Consider the following 21,940-nt stretch of genomic DNA (forward strand, 5'->3'; position numbering starts at 1 on the left):
GGTCAGCGGGGGGTGAACTCGGTGGCGAGGAGTTCGGCGATCTGGGCGGTGTTCAGGGCGGCGCCCTTGCGGAGGTTGTCGCCGGTGACGAAGAAGTCCAGCGCGCGGGGGTCGTCGACGGCGCGGCGGATCCGGCCGACCCAGGACGGGTCGGTGCCCACCGCGTCGATCGGCATCGGGAACTCGCCGGAAGCCGGGTCGTCGACCAGGATCACCCCGGGCGCGTTGCGCAGCACCTCGCGGGCGCCCTCGGCGTCGACCTCGGTGGCGAAGACGGCGTGCACCGCCACCGAGTGGCCGGTCACCACCGGCACCCGTACGCAGGTCGCGGAGACCTTGAGGTCGGGCAGCCCGAGGATCTTGCGCGACTCGTTGCGCAGCTTCAGCTCCTCGGACGACCAGCCGGCGTCGGCCGGCGAGCCGGCCCAGGGCACCACGTTCAGCGCCAGCGGCGCGGGGAAGGGGCCGAGTTCGTCGCCGACCGCCTGGCGTACGTCGCCCGGGCGGGACCCGAGCCCCCGGTCGCCGGCGATCTTGCCGAGCTGGGCGTGCAGCGTGTCCACACCGGCCTGACCCGCGCCGGAGGCCGCCTGGTACGAGGCGAGCACCAGCTCGCGCAGGCCGTACTCGCGATGCAGCGGGGCGACCGCGACGATCATCGTGAGGGTGGTGCAGTTGGCGTTGGCGATGATCCCCTTCGGCCGGTTGCGCACCTGCTCCGGGTTGATCTCGGGGACCACCAGCGGGACGTCGCGATCCATCCGGAAGGCTCCGGAGTTGTCCACGGCGACCGCGCCGCGGCTGACCGCGATCGGGGCCCAGTGCGCCGAGACGTCGTCCGGCACGTCGAACATCGCCACGTCGACCCCGTCGAACGCCTCCGGCGTGACCGCCTGGACGGTGAGGTCCTCGCCGCGGCAGCGGACCACCTTGCCGGCGGAGCGTTCGGAGGCGAGCAGCCGGATCTCGCCCCAGACGTTCCGGCGACCGGTGAGCAGTTCGCACATCACCGTGCCGACGGCCCCGGTCGCGCCGACCACGGCGAGGGTGGGCAGCGGCGCCACGGGCGCTACCGTCCCGTCCCCGCGTAGACCACGGCTTCGGTGTCGCCGCCCAGGTCGAAGGCGTCGTGGATGGCGCGCACGGCGGCGTCGAGGTCGGTGTCCCGGCAGACCACGGAGACCCGGATCTCGGAGGTGGAGATCATCTCGATGTTGACGCCGGCCTGGCCGAGCGCGGCGAAGAAGCCGGCCGCCACGCCCGGGTGCGACCGCATGCCGGCGCCGATCAGCGACACCTTGCCCACGTGGTCGTCGTAGAGCAGGCCCTTGAACTTGACCGACTCCTGGATCTTGCTGAGCGCGGCCATCGCGGTGGGGCCGTCGGTCTTGGGCAGGGTGAAGGAGATGTCGGTACGCCCGGTGCCCTCGGTGGAGACGTTCTGCACGATCATGTCGATGTTGATCTCGGCACCGGCCACCGTGTCGAAGATCCGCGCGGCGGCGCCCGGCTCGTCCGGCACCCCCACGATGGTGATCTTGGCTTCGCTGCGGTCGTGGGCGACCCCGGTGATCAGTGCTTGCTCCACAGGAAGGTCCTCCATCGATCCGGTGACCATCGTGCCGGTGTTGGTCGAGTATGACGAACGGACGTGGATCGGCAACCCCGCCCGGCGGGCGTACTCCACGCTACGCAGGTGCAGCACCTTCGCGCCGCAGGCGGCGAGTTCGAGCATCTCCTCGTAGGTGATCTGCTTGATGTGCCGGGCGTTCGGGACGATCCGTGGGTCGGCGCTGAACACGCCGTCGACGTCGGTGTAGATCTCGCAGACGTCCGCGTTCAGCGCGGCGGCGAGCGCCACGGCGGTGGTGTCGGAACCACCCCGGCCGAGCGTGGTGACGTCCTTGGTGTCCTGCGAGACGCCCTGGAAGCCGGCCACGATGACCACCGCGCCCTCGTCGATCGCGCCCTTGAGCCGACCCGGGGTGACGTCGATGATCCGGGCCCGGCCGTGCACCGAGGTGGTGATCACGCCGGCCTGCGAGCCGGTGAACGAGCGGGCCTCGTAGCCCAGGTTGTGGATCGCCATGGCGAGCAGCGCCATCGAGATGCGCTCGCCGGCGGTGAGCAGCATGTCCAGCTCACGGCCCGGGGGCAGCGGGCTGACCTGGTTGGCCAGGTCGAGCAGCTCGTCGGTGGTGTCGCCCATGGCGGAGACCACCACCACCACGTCGTCGCCGGCCTTGCGGGCCGCGACGATGCGCTCGGCCACCCGCTTGATCCGCTCGGCGTTGGCGACGGAGGACCCGCCGTACTTCTGCACCACGAGTGCCACGACGGTGCGCTCCCTCCAGTGACCCTGAGCGTGCCGACGCCGCCGGCACCGGGGCCGGCGGCGCGTGTCAGACGCCCTCAGCGTATCGGGCGGCCCGCGCCGCCGGGTCGGGTGATCCCACGATCCGGCCGGCGGGCACCCCGTGGCGTGGCGCGCGACACGCCGGGCGGGCTGCCGCCACACGGGTCCCCACGGCCCGGGCGGGCGGCCCAGAATGACCGGGTGCACGCCCACCTCCGCCCGGCCCGACGCCTGGCCGGCCCGCTCGCGCTGGCCCTGCCGGCCGTCCTCGCCGCCTGCACCGCCGACCAGCCGGCCACGCCGCCGCCCGCCCCGACCAGCGCGAACGACGGCAGCTGGCGGGTGGACGTGCCGGGTGGGGCGCTCGGCGGCACCGCCGACGTCTCGATCGCCGCCACCGCCGACGGGCTCTTCCAGTGCGCCCTGCCGTCGGCCGGCCGGCCCGAGCCGCCGAGCTGCGTACGTCTCGGCGACCCGGACGACGGCCTCCCCCGCCGACTGGACCCACGGGTGCAGCACCCGTTCACCGACTGGCTGGCCGTGCTCACCGATCGGCGCGCCCCGCTGGCCGTCTCCCCGGCCGCCCCGCCGCCCGGCGCCACCGGCGCCTGTTACGCGGTGGAGAGCACCTCGGCATCGATCAACCCGCCGCTGGACGTCGGCATCTACTGCTACGACCAGGACGGCACCCCCACCGCGGTCCGGACGGAGTCCGGGACGCTCGTCCTGGCCGGGGCGCCCGCCCCCGCGCCGGCCACGGTGCAGTTGGCGGGGCCGGTGGTGGACGGCGAGCCGCTCGGCACCGCCTCCCCGCCGCCGCCCGAGCCGTCGGGCAGCCCGAGCGCCGGAACGCTCTGATCTCCATCCCGTTACGGGTGCGATTGCCCACATTTGGCCATCCCGCCCGGTAGGGGTGGAATGCCCATAGGGGACGCTCTCTCCATGGCCGACCTCACCCCGCTGCTCGCGATCCGCTGGAGTCCCCGCTCGTTCGATCCGACCGCGGAGCTGACCCCGGCCGAGGCGGCGTCGTTGCTGGAGGCGGCCCGCTGGGCACCCTCGGCCGACAACGCCCAGCCATGGCGGTTCGCGCTCGGCCACCGCGACGACGACACCTGGAAGCGGATCCTGGTGAGCCTCCCGGACGGCGACCAGCGCTGGGCGCGGCACGCCGCCGCACTGGTGCTGGGCGCGCACACCGGCGGCGACCCCGAGCAGGCCGGGTACGACCTCGGCCAGGCGGTGGCCCACCTGACCGTCCAGGCCACCGCGCTCGGCCTGTACGTGCACCAACTCGTCCGCTTCGACCAGGCCCGCCTCGCCGCCGAGCTGGATCTGGCCGCCGGGATCCGGCCCCTGGTGGTGGTCGCGGTCGGCCGGCTCGGCGACCCGTGCGCGCTCCCCGCGGACCTGCTCGCCCAGGAAACCGGTCTGCGCCGCCGGCGGCCGCTCGAGGCGCTGCTGCTCGGCTGAACGGCCGCGTCGGGCGGTCGATCACCCGCCACGGCTGGCCCGGAGCAGGACCAGGGCGGCCTCGGTGTTGCGGTAGAAGACGTACCTGCCGTCCCGGAACCGGGCGACCAGGCCGGCGGCGTGCAGTGCGGCCAGGTGTTGCGACACGTTGCCGCCCGACATGCCGGTACGCCGGGCCAGGTCGGTGGTGGTGGCCGGCGAGTCGAGCAGGTGCAGCAGCGCGGCCCGACCCGTACCGACCACGCGGCCCAGCGCGTCGCCGGGTGGTGTCGGCGTCGCCTCCCACAGGGTGCCCACCGCCCGGACCGGGTACGTCCCGGCCGGCGGCGAGTCCTCCAGCAGGTTCCACAGCACCCGCCGGTCGGTGAAGATGCCCGGGTTGAGTGCCAGCCCGCGGCCGCCCAGGTCGAAGTCCCGCTCGAACGGATCGTCGCTGACCACCCGGTCGCCGAGCCAGCGCAGACTCGGGTGGAGCTGATCGAAGAGTCGGCCGGCGCCGCCGTCGGCGAGCTGACCGGCCCGGTGGGCGACGTCCGCTGCCAGCAGGGCGCGCATCCGCGGCCAGTCCGGCGCGATCGCCTCCTCGTACCAGGTGCGGACCGCGTCGACGAGCTGCGGCAGCAGCCCGACGGGGTCGGCGAGCAGGGCGCGACCGAACGGGTTCAGCGGGCGCTTCGGGGTGGTCGCCAGCAGGTCCCGCACCACGACCTCGGGCGCCGTGGCGGCGATCTGCTCGAGTTGCTCGGCCAGCGTCACGTCCGGCCGGGCCGCCGCCGGAGTGAGGAAGTCGGGCAGCCAGCAGCGGGGGCGGGTCAGCTCGACCAGCGGCCGGACCCGGACGGCCACCGCCGGGCGGCGCAGCGTCGTCCGGGCCCGGTCGATCCAGGGCAGGTGCACGCCGTGTCGGACCGGCTGGTCCAGCGCCCACATGCTGGTCACCGTCTCGGCCACCGGGGAGACGGTGAACCGTACGCCCGCGACGTCGGCCGGACCGAACCGCAACTCGGACACGCGCACCCCCGGAGGCAGAATTCGCTTCAGCCTAAAAGGCTCGACGGATCCTCGGGTCCCCTGTTCACTCGCCGGTCATGGGGGCAAGAGACAGCATCCGCACCGCCGTCCAGCACGTCGTACCACCGGCCGGGTTGACCCGCGCCCTGGCCGCGCAGGCCATGGTGTACGCCGTCGGCCACGGCCTGTTCCAGGCCGGCAGCGCGGTCTTCTTCACCCGGGCGCTCGGGCTCAGCGCGGCCCAGGTGGGGCTGGGCCTGTCGATCGCCGCGGGCGTGTCGCTGCTGGGCACGGTGCCGCTGGGCGGACTCACCGACCGGTACGGCCCGCAGCGGGTCTGGATGCTCGGCCTGGTGTTGGACGCGGCGCTCTTCGCGACGTACCCGTTCGTCGGCGGGTTCGCCGGGTTCCTCGCCGTGGTGGTGGCGCTGGCCGCCGTGGACGCCGCGACCGGCGTGGCCCGGCAGGTCTACTCGATCAACGCGCTGCCACCGGCCGAGCGGGTCACCGCGATGGCGTACCAGCGCTCGTCGCTGAACGTCGGGTTCGGGCTGGGCGCGGTGATCAGCGGCCTGGTGCTGGCGGTGGACACCATCGTGGCGTACCGGGCGATGGTCTGGTTCATCGCGGCGGTGTTCCTGGTGACCGCGATCTTCGTGCGGCGGCTGCCCCGGTTGCCCGAGGCCGCCCGGCCGGAACGGCCGATGAGCCGGTTCGCCGTGCTACGGGACCGCCCGTTCATGGCGGTGTCCCTGCTGTCCGGGCTGCTCACCGCGCACCAGACGCTCTACCTGACGGTGATGCCGCTCTGGATCCTCACCCACACCGACGCCCCGAAGACGCTGATCGCCGGGCTGGTGCTGCTCAACACGGTGCTGATCGTGCTGCTCCAGGTACGCGCCAGCCGGGGCGCCGACACCGCGCCGGGGGCCGCCCGGGCGTCCCGCCGGGGCGCCCTGTTGATCGCCCTGTTCTGCCTGGTCCTGCCGATCTCCGGGGCGACCCGTGGCACGCTCACCGTGGTGGTGCTGGTGGCCGCCGCGACGCTGCTGATCGTGGCCGAACTGGTCGAGTCGGCCGGCACCTGGGGGCTCACCGCCACCCTGCCGCCGGCCGCCCAGCGCGGCGCGTACGTGGGTGCGTTCCGGCTCGGCAGTCAGCTGCAGTTCCTGATCGCCCCGGCCGGGCTGACCGCGCTCGGGGTGACCACCGGCGGCTGGGGCTGGTACCCGACGGCGGCGATCTTCGCCCTGGTCGGGCTGGCGATCGTGCCCGTGGTCGCCTGGGCGGGGCGGACGCCACGGCTGGGCGCGGAGGCCACCGAGGCGGCAGTGAGCCCGGTCCCATAATCCGGACCTGCCTTCCCACTGCCCCTACCACCACATAGGGTGACCTTGTCATGTGGCGGGCGTTCCTTCTCCTTGGCTGCCGCGACGAGGCCTGACCGGCCGGCACCTCGTCGCGGAGTCGAACCGCGCCGTCCAGCACATCCGAACTTCTTCTCGGCCCACCGGGCACCGTCGCCCAGCCGCGCGCCGACACCTTCCGATTGCTGACGCCACATGTTCCCAGGGAGCAGCACGCCAATGGCTCAACCCGTCACCGACGCCGAGACCGATCCGATCGCCCGGCAGCGCCCCAGCCGGATGCCGTTCCACCGCTACCTGCCCTACCAGCAGCAGTTCCGGCTCGACCTGCCGGACCGCACCTGGCCCACCCGGCACGTCGAGGCCGCGCCCCGCTGGTGCGCGGTCGACCTGCGGGACGGCAACCAGGCGCTGATCGACCCGATGTCGCCCGAGCGCAAGCGCCGGATGTTCCAGCTCCTGGTGCAGATGGGCTACAAGGAGATCGAAGTCGGCTTCCCCTCGGCCAGCCAGACCGACTACGACTTCGTCCGGCAGCTGATCGAGCAGGACCTGATCCCGGACGACGTCACCATCCAGGTGCTGACCCAGTGCCGGGAGCACCTGATCGAGCGGACCTTCGAGTCGCTGCGCGGCGCGAAGCGGGCGATCGTGCACTTCTACAACTCGACCTCCACCCTCCAGCGCCGGGTGGTGTTCGGGCTGGACCGCGACGGCATCACCGACATCGCCACCACCGGCGCCCGGCTGTGCCAGAAGTACGCCGAGATCCACACCCCGGACACCGACATCCACTACGAGTACTCGCCGGAGTCGTACACCGGCACCGAGCTGGAGTACGCGCTGGAGGTGTGCAGCAAGGTCATCGAGGTGATCGACCCGACCCCGGACCGGAAGCTGATCATCAACCTGCCGGCGACGGTCGAGATGGCGATGCCGAACGTCTACGCCGACTCCATCGAGTGGATGCACCGGCACCTGCCGCGCCGGGACAGCCTGGTGCTGAGCCTGCACCCGCACAACGACCGGGGCACCGGGGTGGCCGCCGCCGAGCTGGGGCTGCTGGCCGGCGCCGACCGGATCGAGGGCTGCCTGTTCGGCAACGGCGAGCGCACCGGCAACGTCGACCTGGTCACCCTGGGGCTGAACCTGTTCTCCCAGGGCATCGACCCGATGATCGACTTCTCCAACATCGACGAGATCAAGCGGGCCGTCGAGTACTGCAACCAGCTGCCGGTGCACGAGCGTCACCCGTACGCCGGCGACCTGGTCTACACCGCCTTCTCCGGCTCGCACCAGGACGCGATCAAGAAGGGCTTCGACGCGCTCGCGGCGGACGCCGCCGCGGCCGGGGTGCCGGTCGACGAGCACCCCTGGGCGGTGCCCTACCTGCCGATCGACCCGAAGGACCTGGGCCGCACCTACGAGGCGGTCATCCGGGTCAACTCGCAGTCCGGCAAGGGCGGCGTCGCGTACATCATGAAGACCGAGCACCAGCTCGACCTGCCGCGCCGGCTCCAGATCGAGTTCTCCGGCGTGGTCCAGCAGGTCACCGACCACTCCGGCGGCGAGGTCGAGCCGGGCGCGATGTGGCAGATCTTCGCCGAGAACTACCTCCTCGACCACCAGCGCGACCCGGCGGTCACGCTCGCCGGCTACGCCATCGGCACCGCCGAGGGCAAGGTCGAGATCGAGGCCCAGGTGGGTCTCGGCGGGCAGCGGCGGTCACTGACCGCGGTCGGCAACGGCCCCATCGACGCGTACGTCAACGCGCTCCAGTCCGTCGACGTGGCGGTCCGGGTGCTCGACTACCACGAGCACGCGCTCTCCTCGGGTGGGGACGCGCAGGCCGCCGCGTACGTCGAGTGCGAGGTGGATGGGCGGACGGTGTGGGGCGTCGGCACCGACGCCAACATCGTCACCGCCTCGATCAAGGCCGTCACCAGCGCCGTCAACCGCGCCCGCGACTGACCCGGGCAGCCCCTCGGGGCACGCCGTGGGACCGACCCTGCCGCGCGAGGTCGGGGTGCCGGAGCAGGTCCGGCACCCCGACCCGCGCGGGCGGCGGTGGCGCTAGGCGGCGGCTCCGCCGTCGAACACCAGGTCGGTGCCGACAGCGAAGCCGGCGTCGGGCGAGGCCAGGTACAGCACCGCCGCGGCGACCTCGTCGAGGGTGCCGACGCGGCCGATCGGCAGCTGTGCCGCCATCCGGTCGGCCCGGTCGGCGGGGCTCTCCCCGGGCAGGAGAGACATCCCGGTGTCCATCGGTCCGGGGCTGACGCTGTTGATCCGGATCCCCTCCCGGATGTGGTCCAGTGCGGCGTTGCGGGTCAGCGCACTCACCGCGGCCTTGGTCGCGACGTACGCGCCGAGCCCGGCCAGCCGGGCATGGGCGCCGAGGTTCGAGGCGACGTTGACGATGACGCCGCCACCGTGGGCCCGCATGTGGGCGATCTCGTGCTTCATCGACAGCAGCGTGCCGGTGAGGTTCACCGCGACCAGCTGGTGCCACTGCTCCTCGTCGACGTCGCCGACCGGGCCGACCGCGGCCAGGATGCCGGCGTTGTTGACAGCGATGTCGAGCCCGCCGTAGCGACTGGTGGTCTCGGCCACCAGGCGGGCCAGGTCGGCCGAGCGGGTGACGTCGGCGGTGACGGCCCAGGCGCGGCCACCCTCGGCCTCGATGAGCTTGACGGTTTCGTCGAGCGAGCCGCGCGTACGGCCCGCCACCACGACGGCCGCTCCCTCGCGGGCGAACGCCCGGGCGACGGCCTGGCCGATTCCTGCGCCGCCGCCGGTGACGAGGGCGACCTTGCCGGTGAACTGTGCGGTCACGTGGAACTCCTTCTGGGTGTGGGATCAGCGCGGTTCGCGCTGCGTGAGCGCCGTCGGCCGAGGCGACGGGTGATCCGCCGCCGGCCGAGGTCGTCGTGGTCGGTCAGCCGGGCCGATGGGGGCGGGTGCGTCCGGTCACCGCGGTGACCGCGGCCAGTGCGGCGAAGGCGAGCCCGGCGGCGCCGAAGGCCCAGGCGTACCCACTGGTGGTCGCGTTCGGTGGGCCGGCACCGCCGGCTTCCAGGTACGCGGTGCGCGCCGCGGCGACCGCGGTCAGCAGGGCGAGTCCTGCCGTTGGTCCCACCTCCATCGCCGTGTTCAACACGCCACCGGCCAGCCCCGCTTGCCGCGGTCGTACGTCGGCCAGGGCGAGCACCGACCCAGCGGAGAAGGACAACGCGACTCCCGCCGGCAGGAGAACGAGGCCGGGTAGCAGACCGGGGAGGTAGCCGGTTCGCAGGTCCAGACCGGCCAGCAGGAGCAGGCCGCCGGCCGCCAACGCGAGCCCGGTGGACGTCGTGCGTCCGGCTCCCCATCGGACGATGAGCCGCCCGGACAGCCGCCCGACGACGACGAGGACCACCGCGTACGGACCGAACGCCAGCGAGGTACGCAGCGGCGTCCAGTCCCGGATCTGTTGGAGGTACAGAACCAGCAGGAGGGAGACGACAGCGGTTCCGGCCGCGGACAGGGCGATCACGAGCAGCGCGGTCGCCCGCCGGGGATCAGCCAGGAAGGAGATCGGCAGGAGTGGGTCGGGATGACGCCGTTCGACCGCGACGAACGCGCCGAGCAGGAGCAGGCCCGAGGCCAGCGGGGCCAGCACCATCGCCGAGGTCCACGCGTGTTCGCCGGTCACCACCAGGCCGAAACTGAGCAGCGTGATGCCCGCGGTGGCGAGCAACGCGCCCGGCAGGTCGAGCGCGGCCCGGCCGCACCGGGTGTCGGCGGGCAGTGACCGCGGCGTCGCCACCGCGGCCACCCCGGCGACCACCAGCGGAACCGCCAACAGCCATCGCCACGACAACCAGGTGGCGACGATCCCGGAGAGGAGACTCCCCAACGTCGCACCGAGCACCGACAACCCGCCCCAGGTCGCCATCGCCCGGCCGTGACCGACCGGGTCCGGGAACAGCCGTCGCAGCACCGCGACGGCTGCCGGCGCGACGAGGGCGGCGCCCACGCCCTGGGCGAAGCGGGCGGCGGTGAGGGTCGCGCTCCCGGGAGCGAGGGCGGCCACCAACGACGCGGCCCCGAAGACGACCAGACCGGCGGTGACCGTCCGGCGTCCGCCGTAGCGGTCCGCGAGCCGCCCGCCGAACAGCAACAGGCCGCTGAAGGACAACCCGTAGGCGGCGCTGAGCAGGACCAGGCTGGACCCACCCAGCCCCCACTCTCGGCCGATCACCGGCAGCGGTACGGAGATGACGGTGATCGTGAAGATCAGGGTTGTCTGCACGGTGGCGAGCAGGGCGAAGGCCCGGCCGTTCGCCGGCTTCCCCGGCTCACCGTCGTGGCCCGCGCGACCGGGTGGCGGCCACGGGCCACGGCGGTGCGGCGCCGAGCCGAGCCTGTCCGGCGGTAGGTCGGGGACCGTTGTCGCCATCCGTCACTCACCCTCATTCGGGACCGATCGGTCCAGTTTCGGCGCAGGAATTGGTGCGGCAGGAACCGAGAAGGAACGTCGACACCGAGCCACCGGGCACGGATCCCGGCGGTGGTGAGCCGGCGGGCGATCAGCGTCCGCTCCGGCGGCCCGTCGTCAGTCGAGCAGGGCCAGCGCCTGGGTGGCGGCGTCCCGCAGCCGCCGCGGCTCGGCCGACACCTTGCCGACCACCCGGATCCCCTGCAGCAGCACGAGCAGGAGCCGGGCGAGGGCCCGGGGGTCCCTGCCCGGCGCGAGTTCGCCCTGGGCCTGCGCTCGAATCAACGCGGAGGTCAGCGCGGCTTCCAGGTAGTCCCAGCTCGCCGCCACGCGACGCGCCGCCTGGCGGTCGTGCGGCGCGACCTCCACTGCCGTGTTGACGATGAAACAGCCACGCCGGCCGCTGTCGTCGCCGGCCTCGGACGCGTATCGCTCGACGAGCGCCCGTACGGCCGGCAGCGCCGGACCCGGCTGCGACAGATCGCGCAGCAGGTGGGGGTCGACCAGCTCGCCGTACCGGTCGAGGGCCTTGAGATAGAGGTCGTGCTTGTTGCCGAACGTCGCGTAGATGCTCGCTCGGGCGACGCCCAGATGCTCGACCAGGTCGGCCATCGAGGTCGCCTCGTACCCCCGCTCCCAGAACAGGTCGAGCGCCGCCCGCAGCGCCGCGTCCGGATCGAACTCCTTGGTCCTTGCCACGGCTCGACCTTAACCGTTTCTAGATCGTTCGGTCAAGAAAGTCTTCACCGGCCCCCGTTCACTCCCCGCGGTGGCGCCGCGGGGTGCCGTCGCGCCGCTCGGGCGGAGTGGACACCGGCAGGGTGTGACAGGGCTGCGCCGGCGGCGCCGCCCGGGGCGGCCGGTGGATCAGCAGACCGGCCAGCACCGCGCCGGCCGCCAGCAGCCCGGCACACCAGAGCAGCGCACCCCGGTACGCGTCGGTCAGCTCGCCGCGCTGCTCGTAGCCGCTGCCGGAGAGCCCGACCAGCAGCGGCAGCGCGGCCACCGCGAGCAGCCCGCCGGCGCGGGCGGCCGCGTTGTTGAAGCCGCTGGCCACGCCGGCGAACCGGTCCGCCACGGCGGCCAGCACCGACGCGGTCAGCGGCGCCACCACCAGGGTCAGCCCCGCCCCGAACAGCACCACCCCGGGCAGCACGTCCCGCCAGTACGACGCGCCCGGACCGACCCCGCGCAGCAGCAGCAGGCCGGCCGCGGCGACCAGCGGCCCGACGAGCAGCGGCAGCCGCGGGCCGATCCGGGCGGCCAGCGCTCCGGCCCGGGCGCTACCCGCCATCAGCAGCAGGGTCATCGGCAGCAACGCGATCCCGGTGCGGAACGCCGACCAGTCGACCACGTTCTGCAGGTAGACGGAGAAGAAGAAGGTGAAGCCGCCGAGTGCGGCGTAGACCACCACGGTGAAGACGTTCAGTACCGAGAAGAGCCGGCTGGAGAACAGCCCGGTGGGCAGCATGGCGGTGTCCCCGCGGCGCCGCTCCACCAGCACGAACACGACCGTGCCGGCCACCCCGAGCAGCGCCGCGACCAGCACCGGCGGCGAGTCCAGGCCGCGCGCCGGGGCGTCGATCAGGGCGTACGTGACGCCGGCCAGGGCGAGGGCGCCGAGCAACGCGCCCAGCACGTCGAAGCGCCGGCGCCGCCGGCCCGGCCCCTCGGTACGGGAGGCGTTCTCGTCCCGGCTCTCCGGCACCCAACGCAGCGCGGCCAGCACCACCAGCACGGCCAGCGGGGCGTTCAGGAAGAAGATCCACCGCCAGGAGAGCGCGTCGATCAGCCAGCCACCGACGAACGGGCCGAGCGCTGTCGACACGCCGGAGAGCCCGGACCAGGCGCCGATCGCCCGGCCCCGGTCGTCCGGGTGGAAGCTGGCCTGGAGCACCGACAGCGAGCCCGGGGTGAGCAGGGCGCCCCCGACGCCCTGGAGGAACCGGGCCGCCACCAGCCACGACGTCTCCTGGGCCAGCCCGCAGAGCAGCGAGGCCACGGTGAACCAGGCCACCCCGAGCAGGAAGACCCGCCGCCGCCCGAACCGGTCCCCGAGCGCCCCGCCGAGCAGCACGAACGCGGCGAGCGTCAGCAGGTAGCCGTTGATCGTCCATTGCAGACCCGACACGGTGGCGTCGAGGTCGGCCCCGAGCCGGGGCAGCGCCACGTTGACCACGGTGCTGTCGAGGAAGACCATGCCGGAGGCGAGCACCGCCGCGAGCAGCGTGCCCCGGCCGGCGGTGGTGCCGAGGCGGAGCGCGGGAGCGGTTTCGGTCATCCGACCAATCTGCCTCGCGCCATTCTCCAGACGCCACGAAACGCCGAAACCCGGCCCGGGTACTGTGCGGGATCGCCGGAAGCCCGCAAGCTGGAGAGGTGTCGTCTGTGCGTACCAGATCAGGACCGCGCGCCGGGGTGACGGCCGTGCTCGCCGCGGCGCTGGCGCTCGGCGTCGCCGGCTGCGTGCCACTCGACGAGCCGGAGCAGACCCCGTCGCCGACCGCCGGCGGCAACCCGGCGCAACTGCTCGGGCAGTTGACGGTGGCCGGCGCCGGCTCGATGAAGGGCTACAGCCGCAACCGCTTCCCGCACTGGCGGGACACCGGCAAGAACTGCGATGTGCGGGACAACGTGCTGAAGCGGGACGGCGAGAACATCAAGCTCTCCGGCTGCAACGTGGTCGGCGGCCGGTGGGAGAGCGCGTACGACGGCCGGGCGCTCACCGACCCGTCCGACGTGGACATCGACCACATGGTGCCGCTGGCCAACGCCTGGCGCTCCGGTGCCGACGAGTGGGACGACGCGAAACGCGGCGACTTCGCCAACGACCTGGACCGGCCGCAGCTGATCGCGGTTTCCGCGACCTCCAACCGGGCAAAGGGTGACCAGGACCCGTCGCAGTGGAAGCCGGCGAACCGGTCGTACTGGTGCCAGTACGCCGCGGACTGGGTTCGGGTCAAGCACCACTGGGGGCTCACGGTGACCAGCGCCGAGAAGGCCGCCCTGACCGACATGTTGGAGGACTGCACATGGGCGAGCAACCCGTGACCGGGGACCGGGCGACCACGGCCGGCATGACCGCCGACGGCGCGACCGCGCCGGCGGTGCCGGGGGCCGGGATGAGCGCGGACAGCCCGGACGCGCCGTCCGCCGCCGCGCCGGGGGCGGGCATGGCCGCCGACGCGAACGCGGCGAGCACCGCCGCCCAGGAGCGGACGGCCGACGTCGTGCCCGGCCCGGGCGGGGTGATGACCGACGAGGTCGGCGTGGTCACCGGCGAGCTGACCCTGCGCACCGAGTACGCCGACGGCCAGGTGACCCTGCGGGTGCAGTACAAGGACGCCGACGAGTGGTACGTGGTGACCGGCGGCCGGACCCCGCTGGCCGACCCGGCCGGCCTGGACGCCGTGCACGCGATAGCGGTCGCCCTGCTCAACCGTCCGGAGGGCTGACCCGCCCGCCCCGCCGCCGGCCCGGTACGCCCGGGCCGGCACACGGAGAAGCCCGGGTCGGCCGACCCGGGCTTCCGCGTGCTCAGCGAGCGTGCCGCCGCGGCGGCACGCCGGCGACGTCAGACGTACGAACCGGGCTCGCTGGGGGCGGAGACCACACCCGGCGTCTCGCCCTCGTCCTCCGGGCGGACGATCTGCACCTCGACCTTGTGCGGGCGCAGTTCCCCGCTGGCGATCTGCTCGGCGAAGTGGCAGGCCACCCGGCTGCCGCCGATCTCCCGCAGCGCCGGGCGCTCGTCCGCGCAGCGGGTCGGCTGCGCCCACGGGCACCGGGTGTGGAACCGGCAGCCCGACGGCGGGTTGGCCGGCGAGGGCAGGTCGCCGGCGAGCAGGATCCGCTCCCGCCGGTCCTCCACGTCCGGGTCCGGCACCGGCACCGCCGACATCAGCGCCCGGGTGTACGGGTGCAGCGGCTCGGTGTAGAGCCGGTCGCTCGGCGCCTCCTCGACCAGCGCGCCCAGGTACATCACGCCGACCGTGTCGGAGATGTGCCGCACCACCGCCAGATCGTGCGCGATCACCAGGTAGGTCAGGCCGAGGCTGTCCTGGAGTTCGTCGAGCAGGTTCACCACCTGGGCCTGGATCGAGACGTCCAGGGCGGAGACCGGCTCGTCGGCGACGATCAGGTCGGGCCCGAGCACCAGGGCCCGGGCGATGCCGATGCGCTGCCGCTGGCCGCCGGAGAACTCGTGCGGGTAGCGGGAGAGCGCCCAGCGGGGCAGCCCGACCTTGTCCAGCGTCTCGCTGATGATCTTGCGTCGCTCGTCCCGGTCGGCGCCGATCCCGTGGGCCTGCAGGCCCTCGGTGAGGATCGACTCGACGTTCTGCCGCGGGTCCAGGCTCGACATCGGGTCCTGGAAGATCATCTGCATCCGGCGGCGCATCGACCGCAGCTTGCCCGCCGGGAGCGTGGTCAGCTCGACCCCGTCGAAGGCGACCTCGCCGCCGGTGGGCGGGGTGAGCTGCAGCAGCGCCCGACCGAGCGTGGACTTGCCGCAGCCGGACTCGCCGACCAGGCCGTACGTCTTCCCGCGCGGGATGCGCAGGTCGACCCCGTCGACCGCCTTCACGTGGCCGACCGTCCGGTCGAAGAGCACCCCCCGCTTGATCGGGAAGTGCACCTTCAGGTCGCGTACCTCGACGAGGATGTCGGTGTCGGTCACGGCTTCTCCTCCTCCCGCGGCGCGGGGTCGAAGCCCTGCACCGCCGGCGGGTCGTTCGGGACGGCCTGCGCCGGCACGGAGCCGGGCCGGGCCTCCGTGGGCACCGCGCCGCGGACCTCCTGGCCCGGTTCGACGCCGGGCAGCGGCGCCGGGTTGACGCACCGGTAGCTGCGGCCGTCGTGGGCGAGCACCAGCTCCGGCGGCTCGCCGACGCAGGCGTCGACCCGCCGGGCGCAGCGCGGGGCGAAGGCGCAGCCGTCCGGCCAGGGCAGCACGTCGCGGACCGAGCCGGGGATCGGGTTCAGCCGCTCGCCGCGCCCGGCGTCGAGCCGGGGCACCGAGCCGAGCAGCCCCACCGTGTACGGGTGCCGCGGCTCGCGGAACAGCGGACGGCGGCGGGCCGTCTCCACCACCCGGCCGGCGTAGAGCACGTTGATGGTGTCGCACATGCCGGCGACCACGCCCAGGTCGTGCGTGATCATCACCAGCGCGGTCCCGGAGTCGCGGACCAGCTCCTTGAGCAGCTCCAGGATCTGCGCCTGGATGGTCACATCCAGCGCGGTGGTCGGCTCGTCGGCGATCAGCAGCCGGGGCTTGCAGGCCACCGCCATGGCGATCAGGGCGCGCTGGCGCATGCCGCCGGAGAGCTGGTGCGGGTACTCCTTCAGCCGCCGCTTCGGGTCGGGGATGCCGACCCGGTCCAGCAGCGCCGCCGCCTCCTTCGCCGCCGCCTCGCCCTTCATCCCGCGGTGCCGGGCGAGCACCTCGGTCACCTGCAACCCGATCGGGACGACCGGGTTCAGCGAGCTGAGCGGGTCCTGGAAGATCATCGCGATGTCCCGGCCGCGGACGTCCCGCCGGGACCGGTCGTCGAGCTGGAGCAGGTCGGTGCCGTCGAAGACCGCCTTGCCGCCGACCCGCAGGCCGGGCTGCTTGGGCAGCAGGCCCATGATGGCCAGCGAGGTGACGCTCTTGCCGCAGCCGGACTCGCCGACCAGACCGACCACCTCGCCGGCGTCGACCGAGAAGGAGACCCCGTCGACGGCGTGCACGGCGCGCTGACCGCGCCGGGCGAAGGTGACGGAGAGGTCGTCCACTTCGAGCAGAGACATGGTGACCTACTTCCGCAGCTTCGGGTCGAGGGCCTCGCGCATCGCCTCACCGAGCAGCGTGAAGCCGAGCGCGGTGACGATGATGCCGAGGGCCGGCAGGATGGCCAACCGGGGCGCCGCGTCGAGGTAGCGCTGGGCGTCGGCGAGCATGACGCCCCACTCCGGGATCGACGCGTCGTTGTTGCCGAGGCCGAGGAAGGAGAGCGCGGCGGCCTCGATGATCGCGGTGGCCAGGGTCAGCGTGGCCTGCACGATGACCGGGGCGAGCGAGTTGGGCACCACGTGGGTCAGGGCGATCTTCGGCTTCCGGACCCCCAGCGAGGTGGCGGCCAGCACGTAGTCGCTGTTCGCCTGGGCGATCATCGAACCGCGCAGCAGCCGGGCGAAGACCGGCACCGAGACCACACCGACGGCGATCATCACCGTCTCGAGCCCGGCACCGAGGATGGCGGCGATGCTGATCGCCAGGAGCAGGCTCGGCATCGCCAGCAGCATGTCGACGAAGCGCATGAGCACGTTGTCGATGGCCCGGCCCCAGCGGCCGCCCAGGCCGGCGGACGCGCCCGCGACGCCGCCGATGAGCGAGCCGACCGCCAGACCGATCAGCGTGGAGACCACACCGACCAGCAACGTCTGCCGCGCACCGACGATCATCCGGCTGAACTCGTCCCGGCCGATGTGGTCGACGCCGAACCAGTTCTCGGCACGCGGTCCGGGGAAGTAGCCGATGTTGTCCCGGATCTCGCCCTTCCACAGCTGGGCGTCCGGCGGATGCGGGACGAGGAACGGCCCGACGATCGCGATGAGAAGGAAGAGCGCCAGGATCACCGCGCCGACGATCGCCGCCGGGTTCCGCCGCAGCCGGCGGAACGCCTCGCGCCAGAGGCTGACCCCCCGCTCGTCGTCCCGGGCGGCCAGCTCGGCGAGCCGGTCGATCTTCTCGCGCTTCTTGCCACTGGTGATCGTCATCGGACCCTCACCCTCGGGTCGATCAGGCTGTAGGAGAGGTCGACGATGAGGTTCACCAGCACGTACACCACCGCGATGATCAGGATGAAGCCCATCAGCACCGGGTAGTCCCGCTGGCTGATCGCGTCGTAGATGAAGGCGCCGATGCCGCTGAAGGCGAAGACGGTCTCGGTCAGCACCGCGCCGGAGAGCAGGCCGCCGGTGAGCAGGCCGATCGAGGTGACCACCGGCAGCATCGAGTTGCGCAGCACGTGCCGGCGGCGGACGACCCGCTCGGTCAGGCCCTTGGCCTCGGCGGTGCGGACGAAGTCCTCGTTGAGCACCTCCAGCACGCTGGCCCGGGTGATCCGGACGATGATCGCCAGCGGGATGCTGGCCAGCGCGACGGCCGGGAGCACCAGGTGCCAGAGCGCGTCGGCGGCGGCGTCCCACTCCCGGGTCATCAGCCCGTCGAGGACGAAGAAGTTGGTGATCCGGGTGGCCCCGAGCGTCGGGTCCTGCCGACCGCTGGACGGGAACCAGCCGAGATTCTCCGCGAAGATCGCCTTGAGCACGTAGGCGAGGAAGAAGACCGGGATGCAGATGCCGATCAGCGACCCACCGACCGAGGCGTGGTCGAGGAACCGGCCGCGTCGGCGGGCGGCCAGGTAGCCCAGCGGGATGCCGAGCCCGATCGCGATCAGCATGGCGCTGATGGTCAGCTCGACGGTGCCGGGGAAGCGCTCCAGGAACTCGGTGACCACCGCACGCTTGGTGGAGGTCGAGGTGCCCAGGTCCAGGCGGATCAGCCGCCGTACGAACCGGCCGTACTGCACCAGGATCGGCTCGTCCAGGCCCATGTTGCGGCGGATGGCGGCACGCATCTCGGGCGTCCCGCGCTCGCCGAGGATGGCGGTCTCGGGACCGCCGGGCAGTCGGCGGAGCCAGATGAAGAGCAGGAGGGAGAGCCCGAACAGCGTCGGTATCAGCTGGAGCAGGCGTCTGACGATGAACCGGAACACGGTGGCCTCGAAAGGGGTGCGGAGGGTTGCGGGCGGGCGCTGAAGGATCCAGCGCCCGCCCGCGTTCCTTGCGTCAGGTCAGGACTTGAACTCGGCGTTGGCGTACCGCTCGTCGGTGAGCGGGCTCGCCTTGACCCCGGTCACGTCCTTGCCGAACACGATCGCCGGCGGCGAGTGCGACACCGGGACACCCGGCAGGAAGTCCATGATGGCCTTGTTCAGGGCCTTGTACTTCTCGGTCCGGGCCGCGATGTCGGCCGTGGTGTCGGCGTCCTTGAACTGGTCGAACAGGGCCTTGTTGTTGAAGCCCCACTCGTCCTTCGGCCGGTCGAAGAAGGTGCCGATGAAGTTGTAGCCGTCGCCGTAGTCACCGGTCCAGCCGAGGAAGTGCAGGTCGTGCTTGTTGCCGGAGGTGGTGGCGTTCAGGTAGTCCGGGCTCCACTTCAGCGGGATGGCCTGGACGTTGATGCCGACCGCCTTCAGGTCCGCCGAGAGCAGCTCGAAGATGTCCTTCGGGTTCGGCATGTACGGCCGGGTGACCTCGGTCGGGTAGTGGAACCGCAGGGTCAGGTTCTCGGCCCCGGCCTCCTTGAGGAGTTGCTTGGCCTTCTCGACGTTGTACTCGTACTTGGTGACGTCGCCGTTCCAGCCCTCGACGGTGTCCGGCATGAAGTTGTCGGCGACCTTGGCGCCCGGGGGCAGCTTCGAGTCGACCAGCGCCTGGCGGTTCAGCGCGTGCGCGATGGCCTGGCGGACCTTGATGTCGGCGAGCTTCGGGTTCCCCTTCTGGTTGATCGCCAGGTAGAGGATGTTGAACGCCGGGCGGGTCAGGACGTTGAAGCCCTCACTCTTCAGCGGCTCGACGTCGGCCGGGCCGACCAGGTCGTACCCCTGGATGTCGCCGGAGCGCAGCGCCTGCTTGCGCGCGTTCTCGTCGGAGATGGTCTTGAAGATCAGGGTCTTCAGCTTGGCCTTGGGGCCGGCGTAGTCGTCGTTCCGCTCCAGGGTCAGCGTCTTGTTGGCGACGTCCCAGGACTTGAACTTGAACGGACCGGTGCCGGTCGGGTGCTCCATCGCGTACGACGGGTACTTGATGTCCTCGGCGGTGCCGGTGACGTTGCTCGCGTCGTACTTCTCCAGCGCAGCCGGGCTGTGGATGGAGAACGACGGCAGCATCAGCGCGGCCGGGATCTTGCTGGAGACCCGGGTGAAGGCCAGGTCGACGGTGGTGGCGTCCTTGGCGGTGCAGGACTTGAAGAGGCTCGGCGGCAGCTCCGGGTCCTCGTTCTTGGCGAAGCCGCCCATGACGTCCTGCCAGTACGCGGTCACGTCGGGGCTCTGCATGAGGCCCTTGGCGTTGTACCAGCGGTCGAAGTTCTTGCAGACGGCCTCGGCGTTGAAGTCGGTGCCGTCGTGGAACTTCACCCCGGAGCGGAGCTTGAAGGTCCACGTCGTGCCGGCGGCGTCCGGAGTCCAGGACTCGGCGAGCCCGGGAGAGACCTTGGTGCCACCCTCCTCGGGACGGACCAGCGTCTCGAACACCTGACGCGCGACGCGCAGCGACTCGCCGTCGCTGGCCATGGTCGGGTCGAGCACCTTCGGGTCTCCGGCTACGCCGAAGACGAGGGTGTCCTTCTTGCTACCGCCGGAACTGTCATCGCGGTTGCTCTCGGCGCAGCCTGCTACCGCGAGGGCCGCGACCGCGACGGCCGCGATCGCGGCCTTCGGCCTGGATGCACGCATGGTGCTTCACCTCGTCCTTGGGGGTACGGACAACGTGGTGACAGGGGTCACCGATGTGCGGTGACCTTAGCTTCCGTCCGGGACTGCGGGAAACTCTTGACGAAGCGGTTGGTACCGGATCGTGTCTTAACCGATGCGCCCAGCGCCGACGGCCGTTCCAGACCGCCATCAAAGGGCCGCTTTGTCCGGGTTCAGCGATGCAAATTTGTTACATCGATCGTCGCCTGGTTCGCCCACATGTCAGAACACACAGTGGACCGCGCCGGGTACGCCGATGGCCGGCACCGACGTGTCGGCACCGGCCATCGCGGGGGTTCAGACGGCCCGGCGGCCCTCGAAGGCCCGGCCCAGGGTGATCTCGTCGGCGTACTCCAGGTCGCCGCCCACCGGCAGGCCACTGGCCAGCCGGGTCACCGCGATGCCCATCGGCTTCACCATCAGCGCGAGGTACGTCGCGGTCGCCTCGCCCTCGGTGTTCGGGTCGGTGGCGAGGATCAGCTCGCGCACCGCGCCGCCGCCGAGCCGGGTCATCAGCTCCCGGATGCGGAGATTGTCGGGCCCGATCCCCTCCAGCGGGTTGATCGCCCCGCCGAGCACGTGGTAGCGGCCGCGGAACTCACCGGTCCGCTCGATCGCCACCACGTCCTTGGGCTCCTCGACCACGCAGAGCACCTCGTCGCTGCGGCGCGGGTCGCGGCAGATCCGGCACTGCTCGCTCTCGGCGACGTTGTAGCAGGTGGTGCAGAACCGCACCAGCTCCTTGACCTTGCGCAGCGCGCCGGCCAGCCGGTTCACGTCGGCCGGATCGGCGGACAGGACGTGGAAGGCGATCCGCTGGGCGCTCTTCGGGCCCACCCCCGGCAGCCGGCCCAGCTCGTCGATCAGGTCCTGGATGGCACCTTCGTACATCTGCCGCTCAGAACCCAGGCAGGCCGAGGCCGCCCATGCCGCCGGCCACCGGGCCCATCTTCCGCTCGGTCAGCTCGCGGGCCGCCTCGGCGGCGTTGTGCAGGGCCGCGACGACCAGATCCTCCAGGGTCTCCACGTCCTCCGGGTCGACCGCCTTCGGGTCGATCTTGATGCTCTTGACCTCGCCGGTGCCGGCCACGGTCGCGGTCACCAGCCCACCGCCGGCGGTGCCGGTCAGCTCGGCCTCGGCGAGCTCGGCCTGCGCCTTGGCGATCTGCTGCTGCATCTTCTGCGCCTGCTTCAGCATCTGCTGCATGTTCGGCTGTCCACCTGGGCGCACGGGATGGCTCCTTCTCGCACTCGTCTGCTCGGCCGCCGCCCAGCCTAGTCGCCGGGTGTGACCGCTGGTCCTGGGTGCTGGGCCCGGGTTCGGACCTACCGGGCGTCGAACTCGTCGATCTTCTCGGCGCCGAACGCCTCGCGGAGCAGCCGGACCGCCTGCTCCTCGCTCGACTCCCGGGCGGTCTTCTCGTCGATGACCTCGTCCAGCGGCTCGTCACCCGGGTCGAAGCCCTCGTAGACCGGGGCCGCCGGGGCCGCCGGCCGGGCCGCGCCGGGCCGCACCGGCCCGTCGTAGTCCGGGTCGTACGGCGGCTCGCCGGCCCAGTCGGCGTCCGCGGTCTGCCGGGCCCCCTTGTCGGTACGCGCACCGCGCCCGGCCGCAGCCGCCCGGGCCGCCGCGATGGCGCTGCTCACCGGGGCGCCGCCGGCGTTGGCCGGTGACTGCCCGGCGGTGGGCTGCCGGGGGGCGCTCGCCGGCGCCGCGGGTGCGGCGGTCGAC

At 72.5% G+C, this 21,940-nt stretch carries 20 protein-coding genes and 1 pseudogene; 6 read left to right on the forward strand and 15 right to left on the reverse strand.

The window, feature by feature from the left end; translation table 11 throughout:
• Window positions 1-2 precede the first annotated feature (2 nt).
• Window positions 3-1,064 (reverse strand): aspartate-semialdehyde dehydrogenase, encoded by a 1,062-nt coding sequence (locus DLJ47_RS28680; protein WP_109904591.1) that lies wholly within the window; start codon window positions 1,062-1,064, stop codon window positions 3-5.
• A gap of 5 nt (window positions 1,065-1,069) precedes the next feature.
• On the reverse strand, window positions 1,070-2,335 hold the full coding sequence (locus tag DLJ47_RS28685; protein WP_088996480.1) for an aspartate kinase: 1,266 nt from the start codon (window positions 2,333-2,335) through the stop codon (window positions 1,070-1,072).
• 222 nt (window positions 2,336-2,557) lie between these two features.
• On the opposite strand from DLJ47_RS28685, the gene DLJ47_RS28690 reads away from it, so the two are divergent.
• Window positions 2,558-3,214 carry a hypothetical protein gene (locus DLJ47_RS28690; protein WP_109904593.1) on the forward strand — a complete coding sequence of 219 codons (657 nt, stop codon included), beginning with the start codon at window positions 2,558-2,560 and terminating at the stop codon, window positions 3,212-3,214.
• A gap of 84 nt (window positions 3,215-3,298) precedes the next feature.
• Window positions 3,299-3,829, forward strand: coding sequence for a nitroreductase family protein (locus DLJ47_RS28695; RefSeq protein ID WP_109904595.1), 531 nt, complete (start codon window positions 3,299-3,301; stop codon window positions 3,827-3,829).
• Window positions 3,830-3,850: 21 nt separating this feature from the next.
• On the opposite strand, the gene DLJ47_RS28700 is transcribed toward DLJ47_RS28695, so the two are convergent.
• Window positions 3,851-4,840: an ArsR/SmtB family transcription factor gene (locus DLJ47_RS28700; protein ID WP_109904597.1), complete on the reverse strand. Its 990-nt coding sequence runs from the start codon at window positions 4,838-4,840 to the stop codon at window positions 3,851-3,853.
• A 77-nt stretch (window positions 4,841-4,917) separates the two neighbouring features.
• On the opposite strand from DLJ47_RS28700, the gene DLJ47_RS28705 reads away from it, so the two are divergent.
• Both DLJ47_RS28705 and leuA read left to right on the forward strand, forming a co-directional pair.
• Window positions 4,918-6,189 (forward strand): MFS transporter, encoded by a 1,272-nt coding sequence (locus tag DLJ47_RS28705; protein ID WP_109904599.1) that lies wholly within the window; start codon window positions 4,918-4,920, stop codon window positions 6,187-6,189.
• Window positions 6,190-6,426: 237 nt separating this feature from the next.
• Entirely contained in the window at window positions 6,427-8,178 is a 1,752-nt protein-coding gene (leuA, locus tag DLJ47_RS28710; RefSeq protein ID WP_109904601.1) for a 2-isopropylmalate synthase, read from the forward strand.
• 102 nt (window positions 8,179-8,280) lie between these two features.
• On the opposite strand, the gene DLJ47_RS28715 is transcribed toward leuA, so the two are convergent.
• The 4 genes from DLJ47_RS28715 to DLJ47_RS28730 form a co-directional block, all read right to left on the reverse strand.
• Complete coding sequence (locus DLJ47_RS28715; RefSeq protein WP_109904603.1) at window positions 8,281-9,042, reverse strand: SDR family NAD(P)-dependent oxidoreductase; 762 nt, start codon at window positions 9,040-9,042, stop codon at window positions 8,281-8,283.
• A gap of 103 nt (window positions 9,043-9,145) precedes the next feature.
• A complete protein-coding gene (locus DLJ47_RS28720; protein WP_109904605.1) occupies window positions 9,146-10,648 on the reverse strand; it encodes an MFS transporter in 1,503 nt (500 codons plus the stop codon).
• Window positions 10,649-10,804: 156 nt separating this feature from the next.
• Window positions 10,805-11,386 (reverse strand): TetR/AcrR family transcriptional regulator, encoded by a 582-nt coding sequence (locus DLJ47_RS28725; RefSeq protein WP_109904607.1) that lies wholly within the window; start codon window positions 11,384-11,386, stop codon window positions 10,805-10,807.
• 58 nt (window positions 11,387-11,444) lie between these two features.
• Window positions 11,445-12,968: an MFS transporter gene (locus DLJ47_RS28730; protein ID WP_109904609.1), complete on the reverse strand. Its 1,524-nt coding sequence runs from the start codon at window positions 12,966-12,968 to the stop codon at window positions 11,445-11,447.
• 107 nt (window positions 12,969-13,075) lie between these two features.
• Between DLJ47_RS28730 and DLJ47_RS28735 the strand changes: the two genes are divergently transcribed.
• A complete protein-coding gene (locus DLJ47_RS28735) occupies window positions 13,076-13,738 on the forward strand; it encodes an HNH endonuclease family protein (RefSeq protein WP_109904611.1) in 663 nt (220 codons plus the stop codon).
• On the forward strand, window positions 13,720-14,142 hold the full coding sequence (locus DLJ47_RS28740; RefSeq protein ID WP_109904613.1) for a hypothetical protein: 423 nt from the start codon (window positions 13,720-13,722) through the stop codon (window positions 14,140-14,142). Before DLJ47_RS28735 ends, DLJ47_RS28740 begins: the two co-directional genes overlap by 19 nt.
• Before the next feature lie 119 nt (window positions 14,143-14,261).
• Here DLJ47_RS28740 and DLJ47_RS28745 read toward each other — a convergent pair whose 3' ends face one another.
• The 8 genes and pseudogenes from DLJ47_RS28745 to DLJ47_RS28780 form a co-directional block, all read right to left on the reverse strand.
• Complete coding sequence (locus tag DLJ47_RS28745) at window positions 14,262-15,365, reverse strand: ABC transporter ATP-binding protein (RefSeq protein WP_109904615.1); 1,104 nt, start codon at window positions 15,363-15,365, stop codon at window positions 14,262-14,264.
• On the reverse strand, window positions 15,362-16,477 hold the full coding sequence (locus DLJ47_RS28750; RefSeq protein ID WP_109904617.1) for an ABC transporter ATP-binding protein: 1,116 nt from the start codon (window positions 16,475-16,477) through the stop codon (window positions 15,362-15,364). The genes DLJ47_RS28745 and DLJ47_RS28750 overlap by 4 nt, the downstream gene beginning before the upstream one ends.
• A 6-nt stretch (window positions 16,478-16,483) precedes the next feature.
• Window positions 16,484-17,446 (reverse strand): ABC transporter permease, encoded by a 963-nt coding sequence (locus tag DLJ47_RS28755; protein WP_109904619.1) that lies wholly within the window; start codon window positions 17,444-17,446, stop codon window positions 16,484-16,486.
• Complete coding sequence (locus tag DLJ47_RS28760) at window positions 17,443-18,447, reverse strand: ABC transporter permease (protein ID WP_109904621.1); 1,005 nt, start codon at window positions 18,445-18,447, stop codon at window positions 17,443-17,445. The genes DLJ47_RS28755 and DLJ47_RS28760 overlap by 4 nt, the downstream gene beginning before the upstream one ends.
• Before the next feature lie 78 nt (window positions 18,448-18,525).
• Window positions 18,526-20,190, reverse strand: a complete 1,665-nt coding sequence (locus DLJ47_RS28765) for an ABC transporter substrate-binding protein (RefSeq protein ID WP_109904623.1) — start codon at window positions 20,188-20,190, stop codon at window positions 18,526-18,528.
• 315 nt (window positions 20,191-20,505) lie between these two features.
• A complete protein-coding gene (gene recR / locus DLJ47_RS28770; RefSeq protein ID WP_088996491.1) occupies window positions 20,506-21,099 on the reverse strand; it encodes a recombination mediator RecR in 594 nt (197 codons plus the stop codon).
• Window positions 21,100-21,106: 7 nt separating this feature from the next.
• Entirely contained in the window at window positions 21,107-21,415 is a 309-nt protein-coding gene (locus tag DLJ47_RS28775) for a YbaB/EbfC family nucleoid-associated protein (RefSeq protein ID WP_231928927.1), read from the reverse strand.
• 119 nt (window positions 21,416-21,534) lie between these two features.
• Window positions 21,535-21,940 (reverse strand): annotated as a pseudogene (locus DLJ47_RS28780) (DNA polymerase III subunit gamma and tau); the annotation flags it as partial.

This window comes from Micromonospora sp. S4605, assembly GCF_003176715.1.
GTDB lineage: Bacteria > Actinomycetota > Actinomycetes > Mycobacteriales > Micromonosporaceae > Micromonospora > Micromonospora echinaurantiaca.